Origin of the sequence: Streptomyces sp. NBC_00872, assembly GCF_045161915.1 — a bacterium.
Taxonomy (GTDB): Bacteria; Actinomycetota; Actinomycetes; order Streptomycetales; family Streptomycetaceae; genus Streptomyces.
On record NZ_CP108806.1, the window covers coordinates 3,569,817 to 3,588,085 of the forward strand.

Consider the following 18,269-nt stretch of genomic DNA (forward strand, 5'->3'; position numbering starts at 1 on the left):
TCACGCGGCGCCTCCCACCTTCGTGGCGAGCGCCGTGAAACCGCTCCAGTTCAGCGACGGCTTCGCCGGGTTCCAGAGCTTCTGGGTCAGCGCGGCCAGGGGCAGCCTGATCCCACGCGCCACCTGTTCCTCGGTCTGCGCGTTGGGGAAGTCGCCCCACACCGCGAGCCGTCCGCCGAGGATCTGCTTCGAGTACTTCGCGTCGACCGGTTTCGTCCCGCGCAGCACCAGCGGGGTCCACTGCTCGTAGATCCGCTGACCGGTCGGGTACATGAAGTTGTTCGGCTGGCCGAGCACGTAATAGAGGTACTCGTCATTGAGGTTGACGACCGGGCGGTCCTCGGCCAGATACTCCTCGGGCGGCCTGGCCCCGATCTCCCGGCCCGTCCAGTACTCGATCTCCAGGTCCTTGTCGGCCCGCACGACACCGTCCCGGAAGACACCGTCGTTCCACACCTTGAACGTCCTGTTGAAGGGGCGCAGCGCCGCGGCGCGGTCGTTCGTCCAGGCCGTCGTCAGATCCTGGATCCGGCCCTCGGCGCCGTACTTCTTCACGGCCAGCGCGGCCAGCTCCGGATACGACGCCTCGGGGTTCGCGACCACCAGCGCCTGGTACTCGTCCCCGCCGAGATGCCAGAACCGGCCCTTGAAGAGCCCGGCGAACTCTCGCAGCAGTTCGTCGATGAGCCGCGCCGACGCGGGCTTGGAGATGTCGATCGCGCCCTTGGTGGCCACACCGTCCGCGTTACGGAGCTGGAGCGAGGGATAGGCGGCCAGCACCGCGCCGAGATGTCCCGGGGAGTCGATCTCCGGGACGACCGTGATGTGCAGCCGGTCCGCGAGGTCCAGGATCTTCCTGACCTCGGCCTTGGAGAGATGCTGCTTGGAGACGATCTCGGGATGGGTGGTCGACTCGATACGGAAGCCCTGGTCGTCGGAGAAGTGCAGCCCGAGCATATTGAGCTTGAGGTCGGCCATCTCACGCAGCCGGTCCTCGATCCACCCCGGGGTGTAGTACTTGCGCGCGATGTCGAGGTTCAGCCCGCGCTGCGGCCTGCTGGGACTGTCCCGTACGACGCCCTCGGGCATCACCCCGTCGGCGCGCAGCGACTGCTTGAGCGTGCGGGTGCCGTAGAAGACACCGGCCTGATCGGGTCCGGTGATCCGCACCCGGCCGCCGCTCGTGGTCAGGGTGTACGACTCGGCGGCGCCGCTTCCGCTCCTGAGGGCCAGCTCGACATCGCCGGCGCGGGCGGCGGCCGTACCCCGGTAGGCGATCCTCAGCTCCTCCGAGAGCAGCTTCCCCTCGTCGGCGAGACCCTCGCTGCCGCTCGCGAGGACGACACCGCTGCCGGAGGACGGCTTCCAGCCGGGGCCGCGGGCGGCCTCGTGCTTGCGTACGGAGGGGATACCGCGCGGCGCCCGGGAGAGCGGGAACGTCCTTGAGGGCGAGGGCGCGGCGGCCAGTGAGGAGTGCGGGGAGGCGCGGTCCAAGGAGGCGGCGTCGGACGCGGCGGCGGCGCTCGACGCCTCCGTCCCGTCTCTCGCGCCCGCGCTCCCGTTCCCGGAGTCACAGGCGGCCATCGTGGCGGCGGCGGCCATCGCAACCACCGCCCCGACTATCCGAGAACTCCGGGGAATCCGGGATATTCGCATCACTCCGTAACCTCCCAAAGAGGGCCAGGCGCACCCCCCGCACCGCGAAAGTGCGGCGCACTTACGGTGAAGATCCCACGGCGGCGTCCATCATGCGCCGGGAAACTCTCCCATCCGGGTGAAAATCGCGCGTCCGTCGGACGTACCCCCCGGCGCGTCGATAGCGTTACGGCGCATCCGCCCCTTGCGGCCCAGCCGTCACACGGCCGGTCCGACAGCCCATCGACAGGCCATCGACAGGCCCAGCAGACCCACCCGCCCGGCCCAACCGACGCACCGGCCGCGTCAACCGACGTCCCCTTTCCCACGTCTGTCCCTACGTCCGGCTTCCACCCCACTCCCGGCCTCCGCCCCACGGCCGGTCCCCGCCCACGGCCTCCGCCCACGACCTCCGCCGCCCGCCGCGTTCGAGGAGCCCCCGCTGTCCAGCGCATCCCACGCCGGCCACCCGAACGGCCTCCACCGTTTCAACACCGCCGCGCCACTCGCCGCCGAAGCCGCGCTGCTCACCTGCTGCGGCAGCCGCCGCTGGGCCCAGCGCCTCGCCGCGCACCGCCCGTACCCGGATCTCGACACCCTGCTCGCGGCCGCCGACGAGGCGAGCTACGACCTCTCCCAGGCCGATCTCACCGAAGCGCTCGCCGACGAGTCGTCCTCGGGTCCGCCGCACAGCGCCCCGGCCGCCGCCCGTACCGCCCTGCGCGCCGCGCACGCCGCGTACGAGAGCAGCTTCGGCCACGCCTTCGTGATCAGCCTCGACGGCCACCGGCCCGAGGAGTATCTCGACGAGGTGCTCGCGGGCATCCACACCCGGCTCTCCCATGAACCCGACCACGAGAGGGCCGTGGCCGCGGACCAGCTGCGGCGCCTCGCCCGGAGCCGGATCGCGCTGCTGGTCGCCCCGCCCCGGGAGCCGGGTGACACCGGCCGCACGGCCGACCCCACGGCAGACCCCGCGGCCGACCCCGCGGCCGACCCCACGCCCCAGCTCCCGCAACCCGGCTTCACGGGCCGCACCGGCCATCCGGACCATACGGTCCACGCAAGCCATACGGGCCATTCGGGACGCGGGCCCTCGGGAGCCGGGCAGCAGGGCTGCCCCGATAGCCCGTCCGTGGCTGTTTGATTGCCTGTTTGATCACACCTATGGGCCCCCGGGCGGAGGAACCGACAACTCGTCGCTACCATGGCCAGGGCCGGAGGACCGTACCCGGCCGGGCGCGACCGACACCACTGTGCTTATTGAGTAGAAGATGGCGGCCGGCTCCCCGATCACCGCTCCCGGAGGGTTTTTCCGTGCCGGCTGGAACGCTGTACCGCGGCCGGGAAGGAATGTGGTCCTGGGTGGCTCATCGAGTCACCGGCGTCCTCATCTTCTTCTTCCTGTTCGTACACGTGCTGGACACCGCTCTCGTCCGTGTCTCTCCCGAGGCCTACGACGATGTCGTGGCGACCTACAAGAACCCGGTCGTCGCGCTGCTCGAGTACGGCCTTGTGGCCGCCATCCTCTTCCACGCGCTCAACGGCCTGCGCGTCATCGCCGTGGACTTCTGGTCCAAGGGCCCGCGCTATCAGAAGCAGATGCTCTGGACCGCCGTGGGTATCTGGCTCGTCCTGATGGTGGGCGCCCTCTACCCCGTGCTCGGCCACGCCGTACGCCAAGTCTTCGGGAGCTGAGAGTCCGCCCATGTCTACCAACAACACTGTCGCCGGCACCACCTCCGCGATCGGTGACGTCGAGGGCGAGAGCCTGTACGACGCCGACTTCCCGGCCCCTCTCATCGAGGCGCCGCGCAAGCGGACCGGCAAGACCCCGAAGTCGACCCGCGGCAACTTCGAGATGGCCGCGTGGCTCTTCATGCGCCTCTCCGGTGTCGTGCTGGTCGTCCTGGTCATCGGCCATCTGATCATCCAGCTCGTCCTGGACGGCGGGGTGTCCAAGATCGGCTTCGCCTTTGTGGCGGGCCGCTGGGCCTCCCCGTTCTGGCAGGTCTGGGATCTGCTGATGCTGTGGCTGGCGATGCTGCACGGCGGCAACGGCCTCCGTACGGTCATCAACGACTACGCGGAGCGCGCCACGACGCGCCTGTGGCTCAAGGGCCTGCTGTACACCGCCACGGTGTTCACCATCCTTCTCGGCTCGCTGGTGATCTTCACCTTCGACCCGAACATCCGCTAAAGCCGGGGCTGACGAGACTCACTATGAAGATCCATAAGTACGACACCGTCATCGTCGGCGCCGGTGGCGCCGGTATGCGCGCGGCCATCGAGTCGACCAAGCGCAGCCGTACCGCAGTGCTGACGAAGCTCTACCCGACCCGGTCCCACACGGGCGCCGCGCAGGGCGGTATGGCCGCCGCGCTCGCCAACGTGGAGGAGGACAACTGGGAGTGGCACACCTTCGACACGGTCAAGGGCGGTGACTACCTGGTCGACCAGGACGCCGCCGAGATCCTGGCGAAGGAGGCCATCGACGCGGTCCTCGACCTGGAGAAGATGGGCCTGCCGTTCAACCGGACGCCCGACGGCACCATCGACCAGCGCCGCTTCGGCGGCCACTCCCGCAACCACGGCGAGGCCCCCGTCCGCCGGTCCTGCTACGCCGCGGACCGTACGGGCCACATGATCCTCCAGACGCTGTACCAGAACTGCGTCAAGGAGGGCGTGGAGTTCTTCAACGAGTTCTACGTCCTGGACCAGCTCATCACCGAGGTCGGCGGCGTCAAGAAGTCCGCCGGTGTCGTCGCGTACGAGCTGGCCACCGGTGAGATCCATGTCTTCCGGGCGAAGTCCGTCATCTACGCGTCCGGCGGCACCGGCAAGTTCTTCAAGGTGACCTCCAACGCGCACACCCTGACCGGTGACGGGCAGGCCGCGTGCTACCGGCGCGGACTGCCGCTGGAGGACATGGAGTTCTTCCAGTTCCACCCGACGGGCATCTGGCGCATGGGCATCCTGCTGACGGAGGGCGCCCGCGGTGAGGGCGGCATCCTCCGCAACAAGGACGGCGAGCGCTTCATGGAGAAGTACGCGCCCGTCATGAAGGACCTCGCCTCCCGCGACGTGGTGTCCCGGTCCATCTACACGGAGATCCGCGAGGGCCGCGGCTGCGGTCCCGAGGGCGACCACGTCTATCTGGACCTCACGCACCTCCCGCCGGAGCAGCTCGACGCCAAGCTGCCCGACATCACCGAGTTCGCGCGCACGTATCTGGGCATCGAGCCGTACACCGACCCGATCCCGATCCAGCCGACCGCGCACTACGCCATGGGCGGCATCCCGACCAATGTGCAGGGCGAGGTCCTCGCCGACAACACGACGGTCGTCCCCGGTCTCTACGCGGCCGGCGAGGTCGCGTGTGTCTCCGTGCACGGTGCCAACCGCCTCGGCACCAACTCACTGCTGGACATCAATGTCTTCGGCCGCCGGTCCGGTATCGCCGCCGCCGAGTACGCCGCGAAGCACGAGTACGTCGAGCTGCCCGAGAACCCGGCGGCGCGGGTCGAGGCGCAGGTCGAGCGGCTGCGCGCGTCCACCGGCAAGGAGCGGGTCGCCACACTGCGGCTCGAACTCCAGGAGTGCATGGACGCCAATGTGATGGTGTTCCGTACGGAGCAGACCATCAAGACGGCCGTCGAGAAGATCGGCGAGCTGCGCGAGCGCTATCTGAACGTGTCCGTCCAGGACAAGGGCCGGCGCTTCAACACGGATCTGCTGGAGGCCATCGAGCTGGGGAACCTGCTCGATCTGGCCGAGGTGATGGCCGTGTCCGCGCTCGCCCGCAAGGAGTCCCGCGGCGGTCACTACCGCGAGGACTACCCCAACCGTGACGATGTGAACTTCATGCGCCACACCATGGCGTACCGCGAGGTCGGCGACGACGGCAACGAGTCCATCCGTCTCGACTACAAGCCGGTCGTCCAGACCCGCTACCAGCCGATGGAGCGTAAGTACTGATGGCTACCCCCGTACTGGACAAGGTCGAGGCGGAGTCCGCCGCCTCCCCGTACATCACGGTCACGTTCCGGATCCGCCGCTTCAACCCCGAGGTCTCCGACGAGGCCCAGTGGCAGGACTTCCAGATCGACATCGACCCCAAGGAGCGCGTGCTCGACGGTCTCCACAAGATCAAGTGGGAACTGGACGGCTCGCTCACCTTCCGGCGCTCCTGCGCGCACGGCATCTGCGGCTCGGACGCGATGCGTATCAACGGCCGTAACCGGCTGGCGTGCAAGACGCTGATCAAGGACATCAACCCGGACAAGCCGATCACGGTCGAGCCCATAAAGGGGCTCACGGTCCAGAAGGACCTGATCGTGGACATGGAGCCGTTCTTCCAGGCGTACCGCGACGTGATGCCGTTCCTGGTCACCTCAGGCAACGAGCCCACACGGGAGCGGCTCCAGTCCGCCGAGGACCGCGAGCGCTTCGACGACACCACGAAGTGCATCCTGTGCGCCGCGTGCACCTCGTCCTGCCCGGTCTTCTGGAACGACGGCCAGTACTTCGGTCCCGCCGCGATCGTGAACGCGCACCGCTTCATCTTCGACTCGCGTGACGAGGCCGCCGAGCAGCGCCTGGAGATCCTCAACGACAAGGACGGCGTGTGGCGTTGCCGCACGACGTTCAACTGCACGGACGCCTGCCCGCGCGGTATCGAGGTCACCAAGGCGATCCAGGAGGTCAAGCGCGCGCTGATCACGCGTCGCTTCTAGGGCGTCCGCTCCTGAGCGCGTCCGCTCCCGCGGACACGTCGCGGATACGTCCAAGGGCCCGTTTCTGTGGGGAAGTCCATTCAGAAGCGGGCCTTCCGTGTGCCAGGATCGGAAGTGCATTCGGGACCACGGGAAGCGGGGAGAAATGACCGAGCCGAATCCGTACGCGGACGGGGAGTACACATGGGGGCCGCCGCCGTCGCCGGGCCCCGGGCCGGGGGCGACCGGAGCGCCGGGCACACCGGAGTACGACTTCCCGAATCCCACGCTCATCGACGGCGGGTCCGGCTCCGTCCCCGGCTACGGCCATCCCGGGCCCAACCCCGGACCCGGCTACGGCTATCCGCAGTCGGGCGCCCCGTACCCCGTGCCGACGGGCGGCGGCGGCATGCCGCTGGTGTCGATAGGTGACATCACCGTGCTGAACGACTCGATCATCACCCCGTCGGGCACGCTGCCGCTCAGGGGCGCGGTCTGGAACGCGACGGACATGTCCCGTACGGAGGAGAAGATCCCCGCGTACGCCATCGTCCTGGCGATCGTCTTCTTCCTCTTCTGTCTGGTCGGTCTGCTCTTCCTGCTGATGAAGGAGAAGACGACCACGGGCTTCATCCAGGCCTCGGTGACCAGCGGCGGCAAGCACCACTCGACCATGATCCCGGCCACCCACCCGGGCGCCTTCCATGCCGTCATGGGCCAGGTCAACTACGCCCGTTCACTGAGCAACATGTGAGACCGGCCGGCGCCGGACCCGCTCCCGGCGCCGGACCCACCGAGCCCTCCGCCGCGCTCTACACCGCGCTTTCCACCGCCCCCTGACGCCATGTCGCGTCAGGGGGCGGCGTCATGTCACGCCGGACTCCAAGCTCGCTTGAACATGTTCAAAAACGGGTCTAGAGTTCATGACAACCAGCTTTTGAACATGTTCAAAGGGAGGGTGGGGGATGGACCTCACTGTTGTCGCGTATGTGGTCTACCTGCTGATCAGCGTGGCGCTGACCGTATGGGTGGCCCGGACGCTGAGCAGGAACGGGCGGATCTTTCTCGCCGATGTGCTCAAGGGGGACGAGAAGCTCGCGGACGCCGTCAACCATCTGCTGGTGGTCGGCTTCTATCTGGTCAACCTGGGCTTCGTCACGCTCTATCTCAAGAACGCCGACGCCGTCGAGAACGCCCGCGGGCTCTTCGAGGCGCTCTCGGTGAAGATCGGTGTGGTGCTGCTGGTGCTCGGGGCGATGCATCTCGGCAATGTCTATGTGCTCAACAAGATGCGGCGGCGCGGGCTCATGGAGCGCGAGCAGCGGCCCCCGGTGCCGCCGCAGGGCTGGACGGGACCGGCCGGCAAGGGCCCCTGGGCCACCACCCCCGCCGCCGGGGCGTGAGCGGCCATGCCAGGGGAGACCGTGGTGCGCCCGCCCGAAGCCGGTACGCCCGTACAGCGGCTGACCGTGCTGTACGACGCGCGGTGCCCGCTCTGTGTCCATGTGCGGCACTGGCTGCTGCGCCAGCGTCAGCTCGTACCGATCGATCTGGTGCCCGCCGCCTCGCGGGAGGCCCGGCGGCGGTATCCGGACCTCGACCACGGGTCCACGCTCAAGGAGATCACCGTCATCGGTGACCGGGGCCAGATCTACCGGGGCACCGCCGCCTGGATCGTCTGCCTCTGGGCACTGGCCGAACACCGGCCCAAGGCCCATTGGCTGGCCACCCCGGCCGGCGCCCCCTTCGCCAGGGTCACGGTGCTCGCCGCCGCGAAGTACCGGGAGCTGACAGCGGCGTCCTGCGACGGGGCGTGCGAGGTGCCCGCCCCGTCACACTAGGCTCAGGCACTGTGAAGGACGAGAACGCCGTGAAGGACGCACAGGACCCCAAGGCCGCCGGAGGCGCGAAGGTTCCGGGTACGTCCAGGGCCGCCGGCGCCTCCAGGACCCCGGCCCCCAAGAGCGAACAGACCCGCACGCTCATCCTCGAAACCGCGCTGCGGCTCTTCCAGGAGCGCGGTTACGACAGGACGACCATGCGGGCCATCGCCCAGGAGGCCGGGGTCTCCGTGGGGAACGCGTACTACTACTTCTCGTCCAAGGAACATCTCGTCCAGGGCTTCTACGACCGGATCGCCGCCGAACACCGGGTGGCGGTCCGGCCCGTCCTGGAGCGTGAGACCGATCTCGAAGCACGGATGGCGGGGGTGCTGAAGGTCTGGCTCGACATCGCCGCGCCGTACCACGAGTTCGCCGCGCAGTTCTTCAAGAACGCGGCGGACCCCGAGAGCCCGCTGAGCCCCTTCTCCCCGGAGTCGGAACACGCCCGCGACGCGGCCATCGCCGTCCACCGCGAGGCACTGGCCGGGTCCAAGGCGAAGGTCGCGGACGAACTGGCCGACATACTGCCCGAGTTGATGTGGCTCTCCCAGATGGGACTCGTCCTGTACTGGGTCTTCGACCGCTCGGAGGGCAGTGCCCGCAGCCGTCGGCTGGCGGAGCGCGGGGCCCTGCTGACCGCGCGGGGGGTCGCGCTCTCCCGGTTCCGGGTACTGCGCCCGCTCGTCCGTGATGTGCACGAGCTGTTCACGGACTTCCTGCCGGGCATGGCGGAGGCGGCGGCCTCGCGCAAGGCGAGGACCAAGCCGGAGAAGCCGGAACCGAAGAAGGCCTGACCGCCACGGACCGACCGCACGGCCTGACCGCCACGGCCTGACCGTCACGGACCGGCCGCTACGGGCCGACCAGGGCGGACCCGGCCGGGGCGGACCCGGCCGGGGGGCGGACCCGCCCGTGACGGATCCGGTGCGCCGTCAGTTCACCGCGTCCACGGCCGTCTCCTCCAGCGCCAGATCATGTACGGTCGGCTCCTCGCCGATCAGGACGCGCCGGGTCCGCGGTGTGAAACCCGTGGCCGTCACCGTCAGCAGATACGGTCCGGCCGCCGGGGCGGCGAGGATGTACGAGCCGTCGGCCAGCGACTCCACGCCGTCGAGCCGCCGGCCGTCCACGGTGCTCAGGACGAGCGCCGCGGAGCCGACCGCATCGCCCTCGTCCGTCCGTACGAAACCGTGCACCGCCGACGCGTAGGACGGCCCGGACGGCGAGCCCCAGGGCTCCTGCTCCTTCCGGGCGACGGCGCCGGGCGGCTCCGCCTCCTCGGGCTCCGGTCCGCCCGCCGCCGGCCGGGCCCCCTGACGCCCGCTCAGCCCCCGCTTCCCCAGCGGACCGAGCAGCAGCATCACCGCGGCCAGTACGCTCAGCACGACCCAGGTGACGGCCTGGCCGCCCATCTCGCCCCGGAGCCCGGCGCGCCCGGCGGCCCCCAGGCCCAGCAGCGCCGCCGCCCACAGCACCGGCACCACCCCCTTGTGCCGGTAGCACCAGCGTGCCCATGCCTCCACGTTCTCCGCCCTCTCCCGGTCACCCGTATCCGTCCGTCCCCCTGGCCCGATCCCAGAATCGGTCCGCCGCCGGGCGTACGGCGGAGCGCGGCCCCTACTCACAGGGAACTCCCAAGCGGCCGGCGGCGCCCGGGGCGATCGCGGTGCGGATACTGGGGGCATGACAGATGGGGAGGGGACGGCGGCGGCGACCGTGCTGGTCGTCGAGGACGAACCGAGCATCGCGGACGTCCTCGCCATCGCCCTGCGCTACCACGGGTACGAGGTGGTGTCCGCCGCGAGCGTGCGGCAGGCCGCGGAGGCGGTCCGGCGTACGCGCCCCGATGTGGCACTGCTCGATGTGATGCTGCCGGACGGCGACGGCCGTGAGATCGCCCGTCAGCTCCGCGCGTGCCACCCGGAGATCGGGGTGGTCTTCGTCACCGCGCGGGACGCGCCCGCCGAGATCGTCGGCGGACTCGGGCTCGGCGACGACTACATCACCAAGCCGTTCAACGTGGACGAGGTGATCGCCAGGATCCGCGCCGTGCTGCGCCGTACGCGGCCCGCGGACCGGCTGCCCGCCCGGCCGCCGCTGCGGTACGCGGATCTGGAGCTGGACGAGGCGACCTACACCGTGCGCAGGGCGGGCCGGCCCGTGGACCTCACCCCCACCGAGTACGCGCTGCTGCGGTTCCTGGTGCGCAACGCCGGTTCCGTGGTGACGAAGGAGCAGTTGCTCCGTCATGTCTGGCGGTACGAGCACGCGGCCGAGTCCACGGTCGTGGAGACGTACATCAGCTATCTGCGCCGCAAACTCGACCCGCTGGGACCGCCGTTGATCACCACGCGCCGAGGTGTGGGATACGGCCTGGCGCGCCCGGTATGAGCCGCGCCGGGCGCCCCCTCCGTACGAAACGCCCCGGCGCGGAACACCCCGGCGCGGGACGACTCCTCCCCGCGAGGCTCTTGCGCCGTACGGGGCGTCCGCACCGCACGCGTTCGCTGCGGACCAAGCTCACCCTCGTCAATGTGCTGCTGCTCGCCCTCGGGATCACCGTCGCGACCGCCGTCAGCCTCTTCGGGCTCCGCCACTACCTTCTCGGCGCCATCGACTCAGAGCTGACCGGGTCCCGCGACGCACTCCGGCGCAGCGGGATCACCATGAAGCAGATCGAGTCCCTGAGCGCGCTCGCCGCGGTACGGGACGTCCTCGCCCCCGGCGACTCGGGGGCGAGCACGCTGCCCAGACCCGAGACGGTCTTCGTCTCCGTCGCCCCCTCCGGCCGGGCGGTGTTCTTCGCCGGGATCGGGCCGAGCGCGCGCCAGCGGGCCCTGGCCGAGGCGGTCACCGACCCGAAGGCGGCGGCCCGCTTCACCACCGCGCGCGATGTGGACGTGGACGGCGAACCGTACCGGATGACGGCCGCCGAGCTCCGTGACGGCACGGTGGTCCTGCTGGCGAAGTCCACCAAGACCGTCCACCAGAGTCTGAAGGCCGCGCTCAAGCTGGATCTGGCCTTCGGGACCCTGCTGCTGGTCCTGCTCGCGGTCATGACGCTGATGGGCGCGGGCCGTACGCTGCGCCCGCTGAAGGACATGGTGGAGACCGCGTCCGCCATCGCCGAGGGCGATCTGACCCGCCGGATACCGGGCCGTCACGACACCATCGCGGAGACCGAACAGCTACGGCTCGCGCTCAACTCCATGCTCCAGCAGGTCGAGTCCGCGTATGTGACGCGCGAGCGCAGTGCCGCCCAGCTCCGCCGCTTCGTCGCGGACGCCTCGCACGAGCTGCGTACCCCGCTCGCCGCGATCCGCGGCTATCTCCAGCTCTACGACCGCGGGATGCTGCGCGAGCCGGCGGAGCGTACCCGCGCCATGTCCCGGATGAACGCGGAGGCGGACCGGATGAGCCGGCTCGTCGACGAACTGCTCACCCTGGCCCGGCTGGACCAGCGGCCCGAACTGCGGCTGCGGCCGGTGGACATGAGCCGGCTGGTCAGGGACGCGGCGGACGATCTGCGCGCCCAGCAGCCGGACCGTACGGTCGAGGTGGCGGCGGCCGGGACGATGCTCGTCCAGGGGGACGAGCCGGGGCTGCGGCAGGTCATCGGGAATCTGCTGACGAACATCCGGGTCCACACCCCGGAGGCCGCGCCGGTGACGGTGGAGCTGACACGCTCGGAGTGCGGCGAGGTACGGCTCAGGGTCGCGGACCGGGGCCCGGGGATGGAAGAGGCCGACGCCGACCGTATCTTCGACCGCTTCTTCCGGGTGACGGGCGCCACGGGCACGGGCACTGGCATGGGCACGGGCGGCAGCGGGCTCGGTATGTCCATCGTGCAGGCGGTGGTGGCCTCCCACGGCGGCGAGGTCACGGTGGAGACCGCGCCGGGCGCGGGCCTCGCGGTCACGGTGACACTGCCGCGCCCGTCACCGTGACCGCACCCTCGGAACCGTCACCGCCGAACCGCCGCGAGGTCAGAGCCGGCCCAGTGCCCACAGCCGCCAGAGGCCCGTACCGTCCGAGAGGTACTGCGAGCCCGTGATGTCCTCGGTGCTGAGGACATAGTCCTTCTTCTGCCACAGCGGCAGCACGGGCACATCCTCCGCCACCACCTTCTGGAGCGTCCTGAAGTCCTGCGAGGCGCGCGCACGCTCGCTGTACTGCTGGGTGGACTCGATCAACTGGTCGACCTGCTCGCTCGCGTAGCCGTTGTGCAGAGTGGACTCACCGCCGACCAGGGGCTGTACGAAGTTGTCGGGGTCCGGGAAGTCCGGGAGCCAGCTCACGCAGTACGCGTCGTACTCTCCCTGGGAGTAGCCCTTCTGGAACTCCGTCCACTCCTTCTCGACGACCTTCACCTCGAACAGCCCGGTGGCTTCGAGCTGTTCGCGCAGCTCCGCCGCCTCCGGCGCCGCCGAACCGCCCTGTGCGTGCGCGAGCGTGAACCGGACCGGCGTCCGCACCCCCGCGTCCGCGAGGAGCCGCTTCGCCCGCTCCGGGTCCGGATCCGGATAGGAGTCGAAGAAGGGAGTGGTGTGCGAGGTGATGCCCTGCGGGACCAGCGAGTAGAGCGGATCGACGGTCGAGTCGTAGACACCGGTGACGATCGCGGCCCGGTCGACGGTCGCGGCGATCGCCTTGCGCACCGCCGTGCCGGCCATCGGCGAACCCTGGCGGACATTGAAGACGAGATTGCGGATCGCGGCGCTCTCGGCCTCGTTGACCCTGACCCCGTCGTTGCCCGCGTCCAGTCCGGCGATCAGCGACGGCGGGAGCTGGCGGTGGGTGACATCCACCGTACGGGCCTTCCAGGCGGCGGCCAGCTGGTCCGACGTCTCGAAGTAGGCGATGTCGACGGGACCGCCGGTCTCCTCGACCGCGCCGTGGTAGCCGGGATTGGGCACGAGATGGGCGGTGGAACCGGGTGTGTAGGTCGTGAGGATGTACGGCCCCGTGCCGTCGGCCTCGAAGCCCGCGCGCAGCGTGTCCGCCGGATACCGGGTGCGGTCCACGATCGAACCGGCTCCCGTGGCGACCTTGAGCGGGAAGGTGGCGTCACGCGAGGCGAGGTGGAAGGTGACCGTCCTGCCCTTCGCCACCACCGACTTGAGCGTGGTGAAGAGGGACCGCGGGCCCACGTCCGACTTGATCGCCAGCACCCGGTCGAAGGAGTACTTGACGTCCTCGCCGGTCATCGCGCGCCCGCCGGGGAAGCGCAGATCGTCACGGAGCTCGCAGCGGTAGGTCCGCAGATCCGTTCCGACGAAGGCGCAGCTCCGCGCCGCGTCCGGCACCGGTGTGACGGAACCGGGTTTGAACGTCAGGAGAGATTGGTAGATGTTGCTGAACAGCGCCCAGGATCCCGCGTCGTAGGCGCCCGCCGGATCGAGCGACGTGACCACATCGGTCGTCCCGACCGTGATCGGTTTCTGTTCGGCCCGGTCGGACGGGAGCAGCTGCCAGCCACCCGCTCCCGCAGCCACCAGTACCAGACTTGTGATGAGTATCCGCAGACGGATCGGCCGCATCGCTGTGCCCCTCTATCACGCCCACCCCTGACCGTGATGGCGCTCACCCAACCACAAGCGAAAGACGCGTGTAAGGAAAACCGCGCGTCTCACAGGTAACGGTCGTGAACGGCCATCCGGGACATGGCCACCCGATGCGTGCGATCCGGAACAGCTCCGCCGGGAGGGCCGGCCACGGAGTCGCGGCCGGCCCTCCCGGCGGCTCTCACGCCTGGCGCGAGGCGAGCTGTACGAGGGTGATGTCGGAGGGGGCCCCGACCCGTACGGGCGGGCCCCAGGCGCCCGCGCCGCGTGTCACATAGAGCTGGGTGTCGCCGTACCGCTCCAGTCCGGCCACCGTCGGGTTCGCCAGTTCGGCGACGAGGCTGCCCGGCCAGAGCTGGCCGCCGTGCGTGTGTCCGGAGAGCTGGAGGCCGACACCGTGGCGTACGGCGTCGTCGATGACGATGGGCTGATGGGCGAGGAGTACGGACGTCCTGGTCCGGTCGCGGTCGCCGAGCGCCTTCTCGAAGTCGGGACCCGAGCCCTCGCTCTCGCCCGCGACATCGTTGACACCGGCGAGATCGAAGCCGGGCATCTCCACGCGCTCGTTCTCCAGGGGTCGCAGCCCCAGTTCGCGTACATGGTCGACCCAGGCGGCGGCGCCGGAGAAGTACTCGTGGTTGCCGGTGACGAAGAACGCGCCGTGCGGTGCCTCCAGGGCGGCGAGCGGCTCCGCCGCCGGGCCCAGGTCCTCGACGCTGCCGTCCACCAGGTCCCCGACGACGGCGATCAGATCGGGGCTCGCGGAGTTGATGGTGTCGACGATGCGCTGGGTGTGGGCGCGGCCCAGGATCGGGCCGAGATGGATGTCGCTGACGACGGCGATACGGAAACCGTGGGCGCCGCGCGGGAGTCCGGCGAGCGGTACGGTCACGCGCTTGATCCGGGGGCCGCGCAGCACGCCGTAGGTGCCGTAGCCGACGGTGGCGAGCGCGGCGGTCGCGGCTGCGCCGCCGACGACACGGGAGACGAAGAGCCGGCGGGAGGGCGAGGCGGTGGTGCCCGTGGCGGTGGCGGGAGGGGAGGCCTGACCGTCACGCGGACCGTCGGCTATGACCCCGCTCGCGGGGGCGGACGCGGATGACGCGGCGGACGCGGATGACGTACGGGCCTCGGCCTTCGCTCCCGCTCCCGTTCCCGCTCCGGCGCCGGTCGAGGCACGGGCCGCAGCAGGGGCTCCGGCCGTGGTTCCGGCGGTGACCAGGTCCGGGGCGGCCTCGCGCTCCGTCTCCCGGCGGTCCATCAGCCGCCGGAGCAGGGGCCGTACGGCCTCACCCACCGCCAGGGCCAGCACCAGATACAGCAGCACCGCCAGCCAGAGGAAGCCCGGCCAGGCCAGCACCCGCTGGAGCCAGAAGGGCGTTTCTGACCGCCCCACGCTCACGGCGGCGACGGACAGCACCGGCAGTACGACGATGGCGACGGTGCCCAGCCTGCGGGCCGTACCGCTCGACTCCGTCGTGTCGCGCACCAGGCGCCGCCACACAAACCAATGCGCCCCGACGATCACCGCCACGACGGCGAGCACCGCGAGAACGACCACGACGACCACGAACGGTCCCCCTATTCCTGTCCTAGTTGTTTGGCGGTCAGCCCTTGTTGCCGACGGTCAGCGCTGTTCGCGCTTGAGCGCGCGTACGCCACGGAACCCGATCGCGCCCACAGCCGTCCCCAGAAGGAAGGACACGACGGCGAGCAGCAGGTGCACCCAGAAATAACCTGTCGGCTCACCGGCGTCGTCGAAAGCGAGTCCGCTCCCGTCCTGCCAGAGGTTCTTGACGAAAGTGATCCAGATGAACCAGCTCCACACCCCGAACACGAGCAGGAACCACGACACGGGGCGGCTGAGCTTCATGGATTCAGTATCACCGGCGTTCCACGGGCGGCGGCAACGGGGTCCTGGGACCGGAGGGCCGGAAGGGGCCGAAGTCCGGCCAAAGGTGGGCGGCATTGGGCCGGTTCGGCGGAGGGAGCGGCGGTTCACCCCGCCGGTGTCGGAAATGATGTCGTCACAATGTACGTTTCCGATCGTGTCCGCTTTGAAAAAGACCGCATTGACGGTCATCGCCGCCGCATTGCTGCCCATTCTGACCGCCGTGCCCGCGTCGGCGGACGCCAGGACCGAGAGCCCCGACAAGGAGCCCCAGCCGCCCGCGTCGATGTCCACCGTCGGCGGGGCCAGGCTCAGCAAGGCGGGCACCCAGGTGAATCTCGGCGCCGGCGCCCCGGTCCTGCCGAAGAAACTGAGCGGCCGGTCCTGGATCGTCGCGGACGCGGAGTCGGGGGAGGTACTGGCCTCGCACAACGCCCACTGGCGGCTGCCGCCGGCCTCCACGCTCAAGATGCTCTTCGCGGACACACTGCTGCCCAAGCTCTCCAAGACCCGGTCGTACAAGGTGAAGCCCAAGGACCTCGAACCCGTGGGCGCGGGCAGCAGCCTGGTGGGCGTCAAGGAGAACCTCTCGTACACCGTCCATGATCTGTGGCTCGGAGTCTTCCTGCGCTCGGGGAACGACGCCGTCCATGTGCTCGCGGCGATGAACGGCGGAGTCGCGAAGACCGTGCAGGACATGCAGGACCACGCCGACGAGCTCCAGGCACTCGACACCACCGTGGTCTCACCCGACGGTTACGACGAGCCGAAGCAGGTCTCCAGCGCGTACGACCTCACCCTGATCGCCCGCTCGGGCCTCCAGAAGAAGGACTTCCGCGAGTACTGCGCGACCTCCACGGCCAAGTTCCCCGGCGATCTGATCAGGCCGGAGAAGACGGAGAAACCGGAGAAGGGCGAGAAGAGCGAGAAGCCGGAGAAGAGCAAGAAGGTCAAGCCGGGGCGCGAGTTCTTCGAGATCCAGAACACCAACCGGCTGCTCACCGGCGCCCCCGGGATCGCCCCGTACAAGGGCATCGCGGGCGTGAAGAACGGCAACACCACCCACGCGGGCGCGACCTTCACCGGGGTCGCCGAGCGGAACGGGCGGGTGCTGCTGGTCACGGTCATGAACCCGTCCTCGCACGAGGGCCAGGCGGTCTACCAGGAGACCACGCGTCTGCTGGACTGGGGCTTCGCGGCGGCGGGGAAGGTGAAGCCGGTCGGGACGCTGGTGCCGCCGAAGTCGGCCACGACGAACGCCTCACCGACCCCCACCCCCGTGGGTGCCGAGGCGATCAAGGGCATCGAGCAGGGCAAGCCGCTCGCCGCGGCGAACAGCGGCGGTACGGGCGGTGTCGGCACGGCGCTCGCGGTGACGGGCGGGGCGCTGATCGTGCTGGCCGGCGGTGTCTATCTGGTCAACCGTCGCTGGCCGCTCCCCGACCTCGTCCGGCGGCGTCCCCGCGAGTAGCCCCGTCCGCCCGCGTGGCGGCGTCCGCTCCGGTCGTCTCGTCCGTGCGAGTCGCCACGTCCGCGCGAGGCGCCACGTCCGCGCGAGGCGCCACGTCCGCGCGCGTGGCCCCGTCGCAGGGGGCGGGGGCGCCGCCGTCATAGGCGACGCTGTCGTCCTCGGCCGGGGGGTCCCGGTCCGGGGTCGCCGTCCAGGCGGCGCAGAACAGCAGCAGCTTCGCCGTGAAGTTGATCCACAGCAGCAGCGCCACCGGCACCCCGAACGCGCCGTACGTACTCTTCGCCGCCACATCCTTGATGTAGCCGCCGATCAGCAGCTTGAGCAGTTCGAAGCCGACGGCGCCGACGAGCGCGGCGACGAAGAGCCTGTGGCGCGCCGGCTGCACCTGGGGCAGCAGCGTCAGCACGTACAGCAGGATCACGAAGTCGGCCACGACCGCCACCAGCAGAGCGGCGGCCTGCAACACCACCCCGCCCGCGCCGCCCTCGGGGACACCCAGTCCGGCGGCGGTCCGGCCGATGGCCGTGGAGCCCACGGTGGAGGCACCGAGCGAGCCCAGTCCGACCGCGCCGAGGCCCAGGAGCACCACCGCGTCCTTGGCCCTGAGCACGAACGGATTGCCCTGGTCGGCCTCGTCCAGCTCCCAGACGGCCCGCAGACATTCGCGCATCGAGCCGATCCAGCCGATACCGGTGAAGAGCAGCAGCGCGCCGGCCACCACTCCGACCGTGCCCGCGTTGGCCACCAGGGCGTCGATGTCGAGTTCGCCGGAGATACCGGGGACCTGCTCCTCGACACCGTGCTTGATCCGGCCGAGCTGGTCCTGGCTGAGCAGCGCCGCACCGATCGCCGCGCCCACGGTGATCAGCGGGAAGAGCGCGATGAAGCTGATGAAGGTGATGGCGGCGGCCAGCCGGGTCCAGTGGACCCGGTCGAGCGTCTCGTACGAACGCCAGGCATGCGTCCGCGCCAGCCGGTCCACGAGCGGGCCGATCAGCGGCCCGATCACCGGAATTCTCTTCAGCCAGTCCATGGTGGAGACCTACCCCGGGATCGGCGAACCAGCGTCACACATCACCGACCACCCATTCATACGAGCACGACAGGAAA

General features: G+C 70.0%; 18 protein-coding genes. 12 read left to right on the forward strand and 6 right to left on the reverse strand.

Going from position 1 to position 18,269, the window contains the following annotated elements; translation table 11 throughout:
* The gene (locus OG214_RS15135; RefSeq protein WP_405987510.1) at positions 1 to 1,602 is read right to left on the reverse strand and encodes a beta-N-acetylhexosaminidase; all 1,602 of its coding nucleotides are present in this window, start codon (positions 1,600 to 1,602) and stop codon (positions 1 to 3) included.
* Between the two features lie 238 nt (positions 1,603 to 1,840).
* Here OG214_RS15135 and OG214_RS15140 point away from each other — a divergent pair, with 238 nt between their 5' ends.
* The 9 genes from OG214_RS15140 to OG214_RS15180 all read left to right on the forward strand — a co-directional run bounded on the left by OG214_RS15140 (position 1,841) and on the right by OG214_RS15180 (position 9,027).
* Positions 1,841 to 2,782, forward strand: coding sequence for a 2-oxo-4-hydroxy-4-carboxy-5-ureidoimidazoline decarboxylase (locus tag OG214_RS15140; protein WP_405985039.1), 942 nt, complete (start codon positions 1,841 to 1,843; stop codon positions 2,780 to 2,782).
* Positions 2,783 to 2,952: 170 nt separating this feature from the next.
* Positions 2,953 to 3,333 (forward strand): succinate dehydrogenase, cytochrome b556 subunit, encoded by a 381-nt coding sequence (gene sdhC / locus OG214_RS15145; RefSeq protein WP_363079756.1) that lies wholly within the window; start codon positions 2,953 to 2,955, stop codon positions 3,331 to 3,333.
* A 10-nt stretch (positions 3,334 to 3,343) separates the two neighbouring features.
* On the forward strand, positions 3,344 to 3,835 hold the full coding sequence (locus tag OG214_RS15150) for a succinate dehydrogenase hydrophobic membrane anchor subunit (protein WP_363079755.1): 492 nt from the start codon (positions 3,344 to 3,346) through the stop codon (positions 3,833 to 3,835).
* Positions 3,836 to 3,858: 23 nt separating this feature from the next.
* Positions 3,859 to 5,613, forward strand: coding sequence for a succinate dehydrogenase flavoprotein subunit (gene sdhA, locus OG214_RS15155; protein WP_405985040.1), 1,755 nt, complete (start codon positions 3,859 to 3,861; stop codon positions 5,611 to 5,613).
* The gene (locus OG214_RS15160) at positions 5,613 to 6,371 is read left to right on the forward strand and encodes a succinate dehydrogenase iron-sulfur subunit (protein ID WP_066944320.1); all 759 of its coding nucleotides are present in this window, start codon (positions 5,613 to 5,615) and stop codon (positions 6,369 to 6,371) included. The genes sdhA and OG214_RS15160 overlap by 1 nt, the downstream gene beginning before the upstream one ends.
* Positions 6,372 to 6,516: 145 nt before the next feature.
* A complete protein-coding gene (locus tag OG214_RS15165; protein WP_405985041.1) occupies positions 6,517 to 7,104 on the forward strand; it encodes a hypothetical protein in 588 nt (195 codons plus the stop codon).
* 211 nt (positions 7,105 to 7,315) lie between these two features.
* The gene (locus OG214_RS15170) at positions 7,316 to 7,753 is read left to right on the forward strand and encodes a hypothetical protein (RefSeq protein WP_365906053.1); all 438 of its coding nucleotides are present in this window, start codon (positions 7,316 to 7,318) and stop codon (positions 7,751 to 7,753) included.
* 6 nt (positions 7,754 to 7,759) lie between these two features.
* The gene (locus tag OG214_RS15175; RefSeq protein ID WP_405985042.1) at positions 7,760 to 8,191 is read left to right on the forward strand and encodes a thiol-disulfide oxidoreductase DCC family protein; all 432 of its coding nucleotides are present in this window, start codon (positions 7,760 to 7,762) and stop codon (positions 8,189 to 8,191) included.
* Positions 8,192 to 8,202: 11 nt separating this feature from the next.
* Positions 8,203 to 9,027, forward strand: a complete 825-nt coding sequence (locus OG214_RS15180; protein WP_363079748.1) for a TetR family transcriptional regulator — start codon at positions 8,203 to 8,205, stop codon at positions 9,025 to 9,027.
* Between the two features lie 138 nt (positions 9,028 to 9,165).
* Here OG214_RS15180 and OG214_RS15185 read toward each other — a convergent pair whose 3' ends face one another.
* A complete protein-coding gene (locus tag OG214_RS15185) occupies positions 9,166 to 9,756 on the reverse strand; it encodes a carboxypeptidase-like regulatory domain-containing protein (protein ID WP_405985043.1) in 591 nt (196 codons plus the stop codon).
* 160 nt (positions 9,757 to 9,916) lie between these two features.
* Between OG214_RS15185 and OG214_RS15190 the strand changes: the two genes are divergently transcribed.
* Positions 9,917 to 10,624, forward strand: coding sequence for a response regulator transcription factor (locus OG214_RS15190; RefSeq protein ID WP_363079746.1), 708 nt, complete (start codon positions 9,917 to 9,919; stop codon positions 10,622 to 10,624).
* Entirely contained in the window at positions 10,621 to 12,180 is a 1,560-nt protein-coding gene (locus tag OG214_RS15195) for an ATP-binding protein (RefSeq protein WP_405985044.1), read from the forward strand. The genes OG214_RS15190 and OG214_RS15195 overlap by 4 nt, the downstream gene beginning before the upstream one ends.
* 39 nt (positions 12,181 to 12,219) lie before the next feature.
* On the opposite strand, the gene OG214_RS15200 is transcribed toward OG214_RS15195, so the two are convergent.
* The 3 genes from OG214_RS15200 to OG214_RS15210 form a co-directional block, all read right to left on the reverse strand.
* Positions 12,220 to 13,773 (reverse strand): ABC transporter substrate-binding protein, encoded by a 1,554-nt coding sequence (locus OG214_RS15200; RefSeq protein ID WP_405985045.1) that lies wholly within the window; start codon positions 13,771 to 13,773, stop codon positions 12,220 to 12,222.
* A gap of 205 nt (positions 13,774 to 13,978) precedes the next feature.
* Positions 13,979 to 15,367 (reverse strand): metallophosphoesterase, encoded by a 1,389-nt coding sequence (locus tag OG214_RS15205; protein ID WP_405985046.1) that lies wholly within the window; start codon positions 15,365 to 15,367, stop codon positions 13,979 to 13,981.
* Between the two features lie 57 nt (positions 15,368 to 15,424).
* Positions 15,425 to 15,670: an SCO4848 family membrane protein gene (locus OG214_RS15210; RefSeq protein WP_363080777.1), complete on the reverse strand. Its 246-nt coding sequence runs from the start codon at positions 15,668 to 15,670 to the stop codon at positions 15,425 to 15,427.
* A gap of 148 nt (positions 15,671 to 15,818) precedes the next feature.
* Between OG214_RS15210 and OG214_RS15215 the strand changes: the two genes are divergently transcribed.
* Positions 15,819 to 17,159, forward strand: a complete 1,341-nt coding sequence (locus OG214_RS15215; RefSeq protein WP_405987511.1) for a D-alanyl-D-alanine carboxypeptidase family protein — start codon at positions 15,819 to 15,821, stop codon at positions 17,157 to 17,159.
* Here the strand turns inward: OG214_RS15215 and OG214_RS15220 are convergent.
* Positions 17,107 to 18,192, reverse strand: coding sequence for a YihY/virulence factor BrkB family protein (locus tag OG214_RS15220; protein WP_405985047.1), 1,086 nt, complete (start codon positions 18,190 to 18,192; stop codon positions 17,107 to 17,109). The two genes, OG214_RS15215 and OG214_RS15220, sit on opposite strands and share 53 nt — an antisense overlap.
* Between the last annotated feature and the right edge of the window lie 77 nt (positions 18,193 to 18,269).